13 protein-coding genes are annotated in these 13,061 nt (G+C 69.4%); 3 read left to right on the forward strand and 10 right to left on the reverse strand.

The window, feature by feature from the left end; genetic code table 11:
* Nucleotides 1-27 precede the first annotated feature (27 nt).
* Entirely contained in the window at nucleotides 28-1,353 is a 1,326-nt protein-coding gene (locus tag IPV10_RS00350) for a nitrate/nitrite transporter (RefSeq protein WP_207479168.1), read from the forward strand.
* A 20-nt stretch (nucleotides 1,354-1,373) separates the two neighbouring features.
* Nucleotides 1,374-1,790 carry a GNAT family N-acetyltransferase gene (locus tag IPV10_RS00355; RefSeq protein ID WP_207479170.1) on the forward strand — a complete coding sequence of 139 codons (417 nt, stop codon included), beginning with the start codon at nucleotides 1,374-1,376 and terminating at the stop codon, nucleotides 1,788-1,790.
* Here IPV10_RS00355 and IPV10_RS00360 read toward each other — a convergent pair whose 3' ends face one another.
* The 6 genes from IPV10_RS00360 to polA form a co-directional block, all read right to left on the reverse strand.
* Nucleotides 1,791-2,522: an SUMF1/EgtB/PvdO family nonheme iron enzyme gene (locus IPV10_RS00360; RefSeq protein ID WP_242684480.1), complete on the reverse strand. Its 732-nt coding sequence runs from the start codon at nucleotides 2,520-2,522 to the stop codon at nucleotides 1,791-1,793.
* Nucleotides 2,523-2,533: 11 nt separating this feature from the next.
* Nucleotides 2,534-3,292, reverse strand: coding sequence for an SGNH/GDSL hydrolase family protein (locus IPV10_RS00365; RefSeq protein WP_207479618.1), 759 nt, complete (start codon nucleotides 3,290-3,292; stop codon nucleotides 2,534-2,536).
* A 43-nt stretch (nucleotides 3,293-3,335) separates the two neighbouring features.
* Nucleotides 3,336-4,688 (reverse strand): MFS transporter, encoded by a 1,353-nt coding sequence (locus IPV10_RS00370; protein WP_207479174.1) that lies wholly within the window; start codon nucleotides 4,686-4,688, stop codon nucleotides 3,336-3,338.
* Nucleotides 4,689-4,730: 42 nt separating this feature from the next.
* Nucleotides 4,731-5,765 carry an LLM class flavin-dependent oxidoreductase gene (locus tag IPV10_RS00375; protein WP_207479176.1) on the reverse strand — a complete coding sequence of 345 codons (1,035 nt, stop codon included), beginning with the start codon at nucleotides 5,763-5,765 and terminating at the stop codon, nucleotides 4,731-4,733.
* A 55-nt stretch (nucleotides 5,766-5,820) separates the two neighbouring features.
* A complete protein-coding gene (locus IPV10_RS00380; protein ID WP_207479178.1) occupies nucleotides 5,821-7,497 on the reverse strand; it encodes a DUF885 domain-containing protein in 1,677 nt (558 codons plus the stop codon).
* A 78-nt stretch (nucleotides 7,498-7,575) separates the two neighbouring features.
* Nucleotides 7,576-10,209 carry a DNA polymerase I gene (polA, locus tag IPV10_RS00385; protein WP_207479180.1) on the reverse strand — a complete coding sequence of 878 codons (2,634 nt, stop codon included), beginning with the start codon at nucleotides 10,207-10,209 and terminating at the stop codon, nucleotides 7,576-7,578.
* A gap of 46 nt (nucleotides 10,210-10,255) precedes the next feature.
* Here polA and IPV10_RS00390 point away from each other — a divergent pair, with 46 nt between their 5' ends.
* On the forward strand, nucleotides 10,256-10,681 hold the full coding sequence (locus IPV10_RS00390; RefSeq protein ID WP_207479182.1) for a hotdog fold thioesterase: 426 nt from the start codon (nucleotides 10,256-10,258) through the stop codon (nucleotides 10,679-10,681).
* 7 nt (nucleotides 10,682-10,688) lie between these two features.
* Here IPV10_RS00390 and IPV10_RS00395 read toward each other — a convergent pair whose 3' ends face one another.
* From IPV10_RS00395 to IPV10_RS00410, 4 genes are all read right to left on the reverse strand, one after another.
* Complete coding sequence (locus tag IPV10_RS00395) at nucleotides 10,689-11,021, reverse strand: hypothetical protein (protein WP_207479184.1); 333 nt, start codon at nucleotides 11,019-11,021, stop codon at nucleotides 10,689-10,691.
* Nucleotides 11,022-11,134: 113 nt separating this feature from the next.
* Nucleotides 11,135-11,737, reverse strand: coding sequence for an ANTAR domain-containing protein (locus IPV10_RS00400; protein ID WP_207479186.1), 603 nt, complete (start codon nucleotides 11,735-11,737; stop codon nucleotides 11,135-11,137).
* On the reverse strand, nucleotides 11,734-12,444 hold the full coding sequence (locus IPV10_RS17260; protein ID WP_307861017.1) for a GAF and ANTAR domain-containing protein: 711 nt from the start codon (nucleotides 12,442-12,444) through the stop codon (nucleotides 11,734-11,736). The genes IPV10_RS00400 and IPV10_RS17260 overlap by 4 nt, the downstream gene beginning before the upstream one ends.
* 62 nt (nucleotides 12,445-12,506) lie before the next feature.
* A complete protein-coding gene (locus tag IPV10_RS00410) occupies nucleotides 12,507-13,061 on the reverse strand; it encodes a GNAT family N-acetyltransferase (protein WP_207479190.1) in 555 nt (184 codons plus the stop codon).

Below are 13,061 nucleotides of genomic sequence, written 5' to 3' on the forward strand. Positions count from 1 at the left end.
GCCCGCGAGCAGGAGTAGCGTTGACACGTGCCCCAGCTCTCCCACTCCCCCAGCGCAGCTCCGGGATGGCGGGCCTGGCTCATCTGGGGCGTTGGCGTCGCCGCATACGTCCTGGCGATAACGAACCGCACGTCACTCGGCGCGGTCGGTGTCGAAGCCGCCGACCGGTTTCAGGCAGACGCATCCACGCTGGCGCTGTTCGCGGTGGTGCAGCTCGCCGTGTACGGCGGCATGCAGATCCCGATCGGCGTGCTGCTCGATCGCCATGGCTCCCGCCCGATCATGACGATCGGCATGCTCCTGATGGCCGCAGGCCAGCTGACCATGGCGCTCTCCCCGAGCATCGGCATCGCGATCGTCGCGCGCATCCTGCTCGGCGCGGGCGACGCCGCGATCTTCCCCGCGGTGCTCCGTCTGGTCGCCACCTGGTTCCCGGCCCAGCGGGGACCGCTCATGGTCCAGTTCACCGGCATCCTGGGCCAGGCAGGGCAGCTGGTGGCGCTGGTTCCGCTCGCCGCCCTGCTGCATGCCACGACCTGGACGATCACGTTCGGGAGCATCGCCGGACTCGGCGTGCTGTTCACGCTCCTCGTCTTCGCCGTCATCCGCAATCATCCGCCGGAACGGGCGGCTGACGTGAGCGTCAACACCGACACCGGCCTCGTCCGCGTCGTCACATCCGCGATCGACGTCGGCGTCGGCATCCGGGCGGCCTGGGCGCATCCGGGCACTCGACTGGCGTTCTGGTCGCACTTCACGACCCCGTTCGCGGGTACGGCTTTCGTGCTGCTCTGGGGGATGCCGTTCCTGACCGCCGCGCAGGGTCTCGATGCCGCCCACGCAGCGGGGATCATCTCCGTCTACGTGGTCGCCGGCATGGCGCTCGGCCCGCTGATCGGAGACCTGTCGCGTCGCATGCCGTATCGACGCTCGTTCGCTCTCGTCCTGCCGGCCGTCGGGGTGCAGCTGCTGGCCTGGCTCACGGTGATCCTCCTCCCCGGAGCCGCTCCGCTCTGGCTCCTGTACGTCCTCGCGGTCGCCCTCGCGACGGGAGGGCCGGCGTCCATGATCGCGTTCGATCACGCGCGGACCCACAACCCCTCTCATCGGCTCAGCACCGCGACCGGGGTCACGAATGCCGGCGGTTTCATCGCCGCGCTGATCGCGATCTTCCTGATCGGACTGGCGCTCGATCTGCAGGGCGCAGGCACTCCGGAGACTTACTCGCTTGAGGCGTTCCGGGTCGCGTTCCTGATGCCGGTGCCGCTCTGGCTGATCGGCGTCGTCTTCATCCTCATCGAGCGCAAGCGCACGCGTATCCGGATGGGCCTGGACCCCGATCGGCACCGCTGAGTCCTCTCGTAGGATGAGGGATGCCCTCCTCATTCGCCTTCTCCGCTGACAGCTCTCGCCTCGATCGCCGGCGCATACACTCGTGGCTCAGCGGGGAGGCGTACTGGGCGAAAGGCCGCCCCCGGCACGTGCAGGATGCGGCCATCGACGCCTCGCGGAACTACGGCGTCTGGGACGCCGAGGGCGAGCAGGTGGCGTACGCACGCGTGGTGACGGATGGCGTGACCTTCGCGTGGCTCTGCGACGTCTTCGTCGAACCGGGCGTCCGGGGGCGCGGGATCGGCAAGATGCTGGTCGAGGGCGTCATCGCGGATCTGACGCCGCTGGGGCTCAAGCGGGTGATGCTCGCCACGGCCGACGCCCACGGACTCTACAAGCAGTACGGATTCGCCCCGTCCGAGGATCCCGACCGCTATCTCATCAGGCCGATGACCTGATCATCTCCCGCGCGGAGTCCAGCCGAACGGGATCGCGCCATCCAGAATCGCCCGTTCGCGATCGGCCCGCGCCGACCACCCCTGCGCCTCGTCTGGGATGTCGAACGCGCCTCTGGCGACCCGAAGACCGACATCCTCGTGGTGCATCCGCGGCGCGCCGCCGCGGCGCACCGACGCCCGCACGCTCCACGCGTCGTCGGCGTAGCCGCCGCCACGGAACACCCGGTAGTCGTCGTACCTGGCGGGATCGAGCAGGTCCCAGCACCACTCCCAGACGTTGCCGAGCGTGTCGAAGAGGCCGTTGAGGTTCGGCAGCTTCCCGCCGACGTCCTGCGGGGAGCCCATGCCGTCCGCAGCGGTCCATGCGGCCTCCGCGAGCGGCGCGTAGTGCGGACCGGTGGAACCCGCACGGCACGCGAACTCCCACTCCGCCTCGGTCGGCAGTCGGTAGCCTTCGGCGGTCACGTCCCACGTCACGTCTTCGCCGTCGAAGCGGTAGACCGGGTCGAGCGCCTCCCATTCGGATGCCGCGTTGCAGAAGTGCACGGCACGGAGCCAGCTGACATCCGCCGCGGGTCGGCGTGGACTGCGCGACGGCACCGGGAGCACCTCGGCGAGCTGCTCCTCGGTGATCGGGAAGACTCCGATCTCGAAGTCCTCGAGCACGACGGTGCGCTCGATCCTGCGCCGCGCATCGTGCAGCGTGACCTGTCCGCCACGGATGCGGCGCATCTCGATGTCGGTCACGAGTCCGAGGACCGCGGGGTCCGTTCGACCCAGTCGGGGTACTTCGCCGCACGGCCGTCCCCGGAGGACGTGCGGGTCACCCGGCGCTTCACCCACGGTCCGACGAACTCGCGGTAGTACGCGAGGCCCGCTGGCCCTGCGCCGGCCTGCATCGTCGGCGCCCACCACGTCTCGGGCGGCTCGAACCCGAGCGCGTGAAGCACGCGGGCCGCGACCCTGTGGTGTCCGGCGGAGTTCATGTGGAGCCTGTCCTCCGACCAGTACTGCGCCTTGGAGAGTTCGCCATCGGGCCAGTTCAGGGCTCGCACCACGTCCTGCCGGCCCTCGACGCGGCGGAGCACCGCCTCGGAGAGCAGGTCGCCACGTCGCTGCACGACGCTCCCCATCGGGAGCTGCCCGCTGGGATTCGCGCCGGACAGGAGAATCAGCGTGACGCCCTCCTCGTCGCAGCGGCGCAGCACCCTGCTGAACGCATCGGCGATGTGCTCCAGGTCGGACCGCGGACGCAGCATGTCGTTGCCGCCGCCGTTGAAGGAGAGATGCGTCGGCCGCAGCGCGAGCGCAGGCTCGAGCTGCTGCTCCACGATCGGCCAGGCGAGCCGGCCGCGGATGGCGAGGTTCGCGTAGCGGATCGGATGCCCCGCCGCATCCGCCCATCCCTGCGCCACCAGGTCGGCCCAGCCGCGTTCACGCCCGTCGGGCAGCACGTCACCGACTCCCTCCGTGAAGGAATCGCCGATAGCCACGAAACGCACCTCTGTCACCAGCACAGCCTATTCCCGGCGAGGCGGCTCGCGCTCAGCGGTCGTCGAGCGCGACCCCTCGCCGATCCGCGAGTCCCCACGCCGCCACGGCGGCGAGGACGAAGCAGGCGCCGAACACCACGAACAGCAGCGGCGCACCTCCGGCGACCAGCAGCACGGGCACGGCGAGAGGCGCGACGATCGACGCGATGCGCCCGACCCCTGCTGCCCAGCCGCTCCCGGTGCCGCGCAGCGAGGTCGGATAGATCTCGGGAGTCACGGCGTACAGCGCGCCCCAGGCGCCGAGGTTGAAGAACGACAGTGCCATGCCCGCCGCGATGATGCCCGATTCGCTCGTCGCGGTGCCGAAGAGCACGGCCGATCCCGCTGAGCCGACGAGGAAGACGGAGAGGGTGGTGCGCCGCCCCCACAGCTCGATCAGCCACGCGGCGACCGCGTAGCCCGGCAGCTGCGCGAGCGTGATGATCAGGGTGAAGCCGAAGGAGCGCACCAGGTCGAATCCCGCATCGACGAGGATGCTCGGGATCCAGATGAAGGCGCCGTAGTACGCGAAGTTCACGCACAGCCACACGATCCACAGACACAGGGTCCGCAGCCGGAACTCCGCGTTCAGCAGAGTGGCGAGCCGCGCTCGCGCGGTCACCGCGAGGGCGCGGGACTGCGGCTCCCTGCGGATCGGCGGCCCCGCCACGATCCCGGCGTCAGCCTCGAATTCCGCGACGATCCGCTCGGCCTCCGCGATGCGGCCCCTGGAGGCGAGCCATCGCGGAGACTCCGGCATCCCCCACCGCACGACCAGCGCGTACACGGCCGGGATCGCACCGAGTGCGAACGCCCAGCGCCAGCCGGATTCGGAAGCCGGGATCACCAGGAAGCCGATGAGGGCTGCGGCCGTCCAGCCGACGGCCCAGAACGCCTCCAGGATCACGATCAGACGCCCGCGGATGCGCGCCGGCGCGAACTCGCTGACGTACGTCGATGCCACCGGCAACTCGGCGCCGAGACCGAGGCCGACGAAGAACCGGAGCACGAGAAGGAGCGCGATGCTGCCGACGAGGGCGCTCGCCCCCGTCGCGACCCCGTAGATCAGGAGAGTGAGCGCGAACACCTGTCGTCGCCCGAGCCGGTCTGCGAGCAGTCCGCCCAGTGTCGCGCCGAGTGCCATGCCGATGAAGCCCACGGAGGCGATCCATCCGGCCTCGGTCTTGGTGAGCGCCCATTGCTGCCCCAGGGCGGCGATGACGAACGAGATCAGCCCGACGTCCATCGCGTCGAGCGCCCAGCCGACGCCCGATCCCGTGAGCAGACGCAGATGCCGCCGGGTGAACGGCAGATCATCCAGGCGCCCGGCGAGAGAGGCGCGGCTGGGCAGGGCGGTGTTGGCCATGTGACTCATCGTAGAGCCGGCGCCGCCCCGTGTGACGCGAGGTCAGTCGCGCGCGTCGAGCAGCCGGCGAACCCGTGGGATCACCTCGGTGCCGTACAGCTCGATGCTCCTCATCATCGACTCGTGGGACATCGTGCCTGTGGCGTACTTCAAGTCGAAGCGGCCGAGGCCGAGCATCGTCACGGTGTCCGCGATCTTGGCGGCGACACGGTCGGGTGAGCCGACATAGAGGGCGCCCTCGGGGCCGACGTCGTTCTGGAACCGGGCCCGGCTGTACGCCGGCCACCCGCGCTCCCTGCCGATCGTGTCGTTCATGGCCTCGAACCCCGAGTACGCGGCGTCCCACGCCTCCGCGTCCGTCTCCGCGATGTGCCCTGGCGAGTGCACCGACACCGGGTGAGAGGCGGTGCCGAACGAGGCGACCGACCGGTGGTAGAGGTCGACGAAGGGCTTGAAGCGGATCGCCGGTCCGCCGATGATCGCCAGCATCAGGCCGAGGCCGTGCCTGGCGACACGCACGACCGACTCAGGGCTGCCGCCCACGCCCACCCAGGTGCGCAGGCCCTTCTCCGTCTTGGGGAAGACGTTCGCGTTCTCGAGCGATGCGCGCATCGTGCCGGACCACGTCACGGGCTCCTCCTTCAGCAGCTCGACGAACAACTCGAGCTTCTGCTCGAACAGCGCATCGTAGTCGCGCAGGTCGTAGCCGAACAGGGGGAAGGACTCGATGAAGGATCCGCGACCGAGCACGACCTCGGCACGGCCGTTCGAGATCGCGTCCAGGGTGGCGAAGCGCTCGAAGACCCGCACCGGGTCGTCGGACGACAGAACGGTGACCGCAGTGCCGAGCCGGATGCTCTCGGTACGGGCCGCGATGGCCGCGAGCACCATCTCGGGCGACGACACGGCGAACTCCGGGCGGTGGTGCTCCCCCACGCCGAAGAAGTGCACGCCGACCGAGTCGGCGAGCTCCGCCTGCGAGACGATGTTGCGGATCGTCTGCGCGCCGGAGAGAAGCTCTCCGTCCTCGCCGCGGGTGATGTCGCCGAATGTGTCCAGACCGAACTCGATGCCCATGTCATCCCTTCCTATTCAGATGAATGAACACGCGCCGGTCCCCCGGCATTCCCGCTCAGCGCGCGAGCAGCGCGGTGCGCAGGGTGTCGAGTCCGACTCCGCCCATGTCGAGCGCGCGCTTGTGGAACTCCTTGATGTCGAAGTCCGCGCCGCGCTCCGCCTGGTACGCGTCACGCACCTGCTCCCAGATGCGCTGACCGACCTTGTACGACGGCGCCTGTCCCGGCCAGCCGAGGTACCGGTTGACCTCGAACCTGACGAACTGGTCGGACATGTTGACGTTCTTGCGCATGAAGTCGAGCGCGTACTCGGCATCCCACACCCCGGTGCCGTCCAGGCGCGGCTTGCCGAGGTGCACGCCGATGTCGAGCACCACGCGCGCTGCGCGCATGCGCTGCCCATCGAGCATGCCGAGCCGGTCGGCCGGGTCGTCGAGGTATCCGAGCTGCTGCATCAGCCGCTCGGCGTACAGCGCCCAGCCCTCGGCATGACCCGACGTTCCGGCGAGGAGCCGGCGCCAGGAGTTCAGCTCCACGCGGTTGTGCACCGTCTGCGCGATCTGCAGGTGGTGGCCGGGAACGCCCTCGTGGTAGACGGTGGTGAGCTCGCGCCAGGTGTCGAACTCGGTGACGCCCTCCGGCACCGACCACCACATGCGTCCGGGGCGTGAGAAGTCGTCCGTCGGCCCGGTGTAGTAGATCCCGCCCTCCTGCGTCGGCGCGATCATGCACTGGAGGGTGCGGATCGCCTCGGGGATGTCGAAGTGGGTCGCGCCGAGCTCGGCGACGGCGCGGTCGCTGGTCTCCTGCATCCATCGCTGCAGCGCCTCGGTGCCGACGAGCTTGCGCGCCGGGTCGGATTCGAGGTGCGCGACGGCCTCCTCGACCGACGCTCCGGGGAGGATCTCGTTCGCGATGGCGGTCTGCTCGGCGACCATCCGCTCGAGCTCCTGGCGACCCCACTCGTAGGTCTCGTCGAGATCGATGGTCGCTCCGAGGAACCGCCGTGAATTCAGCGCGTACAGTTCCCGGCCGACCGCGTCCTGTTCGGCCGCCACGGGCGCGAGCTCCTCGGCGAGGAAGCTGCGCAGCTCGTCGTACGCGACGCGCGCGGCAGCCGAGTTGTCGGCCAGTGTGCGCGCGAGGGAGGCGGGCAGGTTGCCCTCCTCGGGAGCGGCCTCAGCCACGAAGGCGGCGAAGAACCCGTCGTCCGCGGTGTAGCGGCCGATCTGGGTCGCGACCTCGGTCACCTGGCGGCGCGCCGGCGTCACGCCGGCGGCGATGCCGGCGCGAAGCGTCTCGGTGTACCCGCGCAGCGCCTCGGGGAGCGCCTCGAGACGCGCGGCCACGACGGCCCAGTCGTCGGCCGTCGCTGTCGGCATCAGGTCGAACGCCGACCGCAGGTCCTGGGCTGCCGAGGAGATCACATTGAGGTCGCGCAGGTGCCAGTTCGCCTCATGCAGCTCGAGGTCGAGCGCGAGCTCGGCCGACAGGTCGGTCTTGGTCACCTCGTCGATCGCGTCGACCGGCTCGAGGTCCGCGAGCCTGGCGAGCGTCGCACGGGCGGCGCCGGTGATCTGCTCGTGGCCCGCCGGGCTCAGATCTCCGAAGCGGTCGTTGACCTCGTTGCGGCCGATATAGGTTCCGAGGACGGGAGCGAGTTCCACGATGGTGTCGACCCATTCATCGGCGACCTTGTCGATTGCAGACGGGGTGCGGGGGGCTGAAGTCATCCGTCCAGCCTAAACCCCGGCACTGCGTCGCAGCATCTCCGGCACTCGGTCGCAGAGGCGGGTCTGCGACCGCACGCGTCAGTGCGCCGCCTCGTTCCAGTCCGCGCCGCGCCCGACCTGCACGTCGAGCGGAACGCGGAGGTCCGCAGCGTCGCCCATGCGGGTGCGGACGATCCGCTCTGCGGCATCCCACTCCCCCGGCGCGACCTCGACCACGAGCTCGTCGTGGATCTGCAGGAGCGCGCGGGAGGCGAGCCCCTCGGCACGGAGGTCGTCGTGGATATGCAAAAGCGCGATCTTCATGATGTCGGCGGCGCTGCCCTGGATGGGAGCGTTGAGAGCGGCGCGCTCCGCGTTCTCGCGCAGCACGCGGTTCGGGCTCGCGAGGTCGGGGAACGGGCGACGGCGCCCGAAGATCGTCTCGGTGTAGCCGACCTCCTTCGCCTTCATGACAGAGGCGCGCAGGTAGTCGCGCACGGCGCCGAAGCGGGCGAAGTACTCCACCATGAGCTGCTTCGCCTCCGACTGCTCGATGCGGAGCTGCTTGGAGAGGCCGAACGCCGACAGGCCGTACACGAGGCCGTACGACATCGCCTTGACCTTGGTCCGCATCGCCGAGGTCACATCATCCGGCTCGACGCCGAAGACGCGCGCGCCGACGAAGCGGTGCAGGTCCTCGCCGCTGTTGAAGGCCTCGATCAGCCCCTCATCGCCCGAGAGGTGCGCCATGATGCGCATCTCGATCTGCGAGTAGTCGGCCGTGAGAAGCGCCTCATAGCCCTCGCCCACCTCGAACGCGCTGCGGATCCGTCGCGACTCCTCGGTGCGCACCGGGATGTTCTGCAGGTTCGGGTCGGTGCTGGAGAGGCGACCGGTCTGGCTGCCGGTCTGCACGTAGGTCGTGCGCACACGGTGATCCGCTCCGATCGCGGTGTCGAGCGACTCGATGATCTGACGGAGCTTCGTCGCCTCTCGATGCTGCAGCAGGAGCCCGAGGAACGGATGCGGGTGCGATTCCTGCAGGTCTGCCAGGACGGCGGCATCCGTGGAGTACCCGGTCTTGGTCTTGCGGGTCTTCGGCAGCTGCAGGTCGTCGAAGAGGACCTCCTGCAGCTGCTTCGGCGAGCCGAGGTTGAACTCGCGCCCGACGAGTGAGTACGCCTCCTGTGCGAGGCCTTCGGCGCGGATGCCGAGCTCGCCGGAGAAGGTGGAGAGCACCTCATGCGAGACCGCGACGCCCGCGACCTCCATATCGGCGAGCGTGAGCAGGGTCGGCAGCTCGATCTCGGTGAGGACCCTCGCCACGGACTCGGGGATGTCCTCGCGCAGCGCCGCGGCGACGCGGAGCGCGAACCACGCCTCCTGGGAGGGGGTCGCCCCCTCGGTCTCGGGCACCAGCTGCGTGGGATCGGCCTCTGGGAGCTTCTCACCGAGGTATCGCTCGACCAGGTCGCCGAGCGTCTTGTCGGGGAAGCTCGGGCGCAGCAGCCAGCCCGCGAGGCTGGTGTCGTATGCGAGCCCGGCGAAGCGGATGCCGAGCCTCAGCAGCGCCTTCACCTGCGGCTTCGCGTCATGGAGCACCTTGGCGGCGTTCGACTCGAACCACGGGCGGAGGGCTTCGGCGGCGTCATCGCTCCAGTCGAGTTCGCGCAGCTCGGTCTCTGTCGCGGCGCCGATGCGCGCCGGCGCACCGCCCTGCGTGGTGATGCGCAGCGCGACGTCGTCGGTCTGCGCCTGCGCCCAGCTCAGGAAGTCGGAGGCGGTCGCCTGGACGGGAACGGGAAGAACGACCGCGGATGCCGGGTCGTCGGCGACCTCGCCGGCGCCCACGGCCTCGAACACGCGGGGCAGCAGCGTGCGGAACTCCAGCCGCGCGAAGATGTCGCGCACGGCCTGCGCGTCGATCGGGGCGACGGCGAGGTCGCCGGGTGCGACGGGGAGCTCGACGTCGGTGAGCAGCCGGTTCAGCTGACGGTTTCGTCGAACGGACTCGATGTGATCGCGGAGGTTGCCGCCGACGACGCCCTTGATCTCCTCGGCGCGCGTGAGAAGATCGTCGAGCGTGCCGAACTGGGTGAGCCACTTGACGGCGGTCTTCTCCCCCACCTTCGGCACGCCGGGCAGGTTGTCGCTGGTCTCGCCGACGAGGGCGGCGATGTCGGGGTACTGCTCGGGCCGCACCCCGTAGCGCTCCTGCACGGTGACCGGGTCGTAGCGTTTGAGCTGAGAGACGCCCTGCACCGACGGATACAGCAGCGTGACGTCATCCGTCACCAGCTGGATCGTGTCGCGGTCGCCGGAGACGACGAGCACGTCGTACCCCTGCTCGGCGCCCTGCGCGGCGAGAGTCGCGAGGATGTCATCCGCCTCGATGCCCTCCTTGGTCAGCACGGGGATGGACATCGCCGCCAGGCAGTCCTGCAGCAGCGGGATCTGCCCGCGGAACTCCTGCGGCGTCTCCGAGCGGGTGGCCTTGTACTCCGGGTACACATCGGTGCGGAACGAATGCCGCGACGTGTCGAACGCGACTGCCATGTGCGTCGGCTTCTCGGCCTTGATGAGGTTCACGAACATCGACAGGAAGCCGTAGATGGCGTTCGTGTGCTGATTGTCCTTCGTCGTGAAGTTCTCGACCGGGAGGGCGAAGAAGGCACGATAGGCGAGTGAATGGCCGTCGACGACCATGAGGGTAGGCTTTGCGGAGTCCGTCACCCTGTCAGCCTAACGAGGACGGCAGACACCCGCTGAGGAGGAACGCATGTCCGAGAGCGCGACGAGCGAAGGGCTCGACTGGGCCACGGCCCGAGGGATGGGCGCACTCGCCCAGAAGATGGGCATGGAGTTCACCGAGTTCGGCCTCGAGCGGTGCGTCGCGACGATGCCGGTGGAGGGCAACACGCAGCCGGTCGGACTCATGCACGGCGGCGCGTACGTCGTGCTCGGAGAATCGCTCGGCTCGATGGCGGCGAACCTGCACGCGGGCCACGGCCGCCTCGCCGTCGGCGTCGACATCAACGCCACCCACACGCGTTCCGCGACGTCGGGACGGGTCACGGGCGTCTGCACGCCGATCCACCTCGGCCGGAGCGTGACCGTCCACGAGATCGTCGTGACAGACGATCAGGGCCGCCGCTGCTCGACGATCCGCATCACGAACATGATCAAGGACCTCCCGGCGAGCTGACGCGGCGTCAGAGGTCGTACTCCCACTTCGTCCAGAAGCGGGACAGATCCTCCGGCACGAACCCGAGTCGCTCGACCGCCAGTGCGGTGTCGCGCAGCTGCCTGACCGTGTCGGGCTCGACCAGCTCGTCTCCCATGCCGCCGTCGTGTGCGATGCCGATGTCGACGAGCCAGCCGATCCGCAGCTCGATCCGGTCGACGTCTCCCTGCGGATCCCGGTACGGGAACTCCACGAGATCCGTCTCGTGTGCGCGCGCCAGCGCGAGGCCGTACCGGCCGATGGCGTCGGCGATGTCGTCTCCCGTGCGGAAGTCGCCGATCGTGGTGACGATGCGCTTCATGAGGACCCCCAATCCGAGTGGAGTGGTGTCACCGGGGCCAGGGCGACCTGCGGTTCATGATAACCACCGGCCGCCGATGCAGCGAGCCCCCTTGACGCAGCCTCCGTCAAGGATTAAGAGAGAGTGAGCCGGCGCTCCACGATGCGCCTCGCCACATCGCCGAGGTGCTCGCCGTGGTTGCGGGCGTACGTCCTGATGAGCGTGAACGCGTCGTCGATCGGAACGCCGTTCGTGTAGGAGACGACGCCCTTGGCCTGCTCGATCAGCACCCGGCTGCTGAGCGCGTGCTGGAGCTGCTGGGTGAGCGCCTCGGTCTCTCGAAGGGTGCGCTCGTGCAGGATGCCGATCGTGGCGATGTCCGCGAGGGCGCGGGCGATCACGAGGTCGGCCTCCGTCAGCATGTCGTCCTCGGCCTGGATCAGCTTGAGCGAGCCGATCGTCTTGTCGCGCAGCCGCAGCGGGATGGCGACCAGCGATTCGCGAGAGCCGTCGAGCAGCGCCTCGACGACGGCGGCCGCCTCGCTGGTCGACGCCACGAGCTCCAGCTCGCCGCGGTCGTCGGAGAGCAGAAGGCCAGCCGCCGACACGTGCAGCTGGTCTCGGCAGGTGTCCACGAGATGCTGCATGAGCTCGACGACGTCGTAGTCGTCGACGAGCGTGTCGGCGAGTTCCGTGAAGGTGCGGAGGAGCTGCTTCTCTCGTTCGAGGGCGGTCATGAGTCCACCTCGATCGCGCCCGACTCCCTGCTGAACGCCAGCCGGCCGGCGAGCACGTCGTCGGCGACCTCCATGACGCTGCGATCGCTCGCGAACGCGTGGCTCTGCAGCAGCATCCGCGCGTCCTCCGCATCCACGTCGAACTGGGCGAGCACGATGCCGGTCGCCTGGTGCACACGCCGGCGTGAGAACGGCGACAGCGCCGTCTCGTCGGCGATGTCCAGATCGGCGAGGCTCTGCCGCAGCACGCGTCGCGCGACGGCGGAGGCGAGCGCACTCGCGTGCTGCGTCTGCTCCTCGTCGAAGTCCAACGGCGAGTCCGAGTAGAGATCGACCGCACCGAAGCGGAGGCCGGCGACCGAGAGGGGAAAGGCGAAGATCGAGGCGATCTCGCGCTGCTGCACGGCACGCCCGAACGCGGGCCAGCGCTCGGGTCCTCGCCGCCCTCGCAGATGCGGCTCCATGACCGGCCGCGCGAGACGCACCGCATCCCAGCAGGGCCCCTCGCCGAGATCGAACTGCAGCTCGTCCAGCCACGCCGAAGAGCTGTCGGTCGCGGAGACCGTCTGGCTGCCGAGGAAGCTGCCGAGAGTCGACACCGAGGCGCCCGTCACCGGGAGCACCGCGAGGAACGAGTGCGGCAGAGAGCTCACCTTCGTGTCCGGGTCGTCCAGACTCACCATCGCCATGCGAAACGCGTCTTCCACAGCAGCCCACCTCTCCCTTCCACGTTAGCCCGGGGCTGGTGCACCGGCAACGGGGGCGCGCCTCAGCGCGCGACGGGCTCTGGCGCCTCGAGGATCCGCTGGAAGAGCAGGTGGTCCTGCCACTCCCCCGCGATCCGGAGATACAGCGGCGCCATCCCGATGCGCTCGAAGCCGTTGCCGGCGAGGACGCGCTGGGATCCCGTGTTGTGCCGCAGTGTCGCCGCCTGGAGCCTGTGCAGCCGCAGCTCCTGTCGCGCGTATGCCGCGACTGCGCCGACCGCGCGCGATGCGAGCCCGCGACGCAGGCGGGTCACGTCGACCCAGTAGCCGAGGTCGGCACTCCAGAACGCTCCGCGCACGATGTTGTTCAGGTTCATCCGCCCGCGGATCTCACCGTCATCCGATTCGATGACGAAGCGGATGCTGCGTCCTGACGCGGCATCCTGCACGCACTGCCTGGCGTGATGCTCCTGCCATTCCTCGGTGAAGAACGCAGGCGCGCGCGTCGGCTCCCACGGTGCGAGATGCTCGCGGTTCGCGACGTACGCGCGCGCGAGGGCCGCCCCGTCACCGGAGCGGACGGGCCGAAGGAGGTGCTCCGCGTCGAGCGGAAGCAT

The sequence above is a fragment of the Microbacterium sp. SD291 genome (assembly GCF_017355365.1).
Classification (GTDB): Bacteria; Actinomycetota; Actinomycetes; order Actinomycetales; family Microbacteriaceae; genus Microbacterium.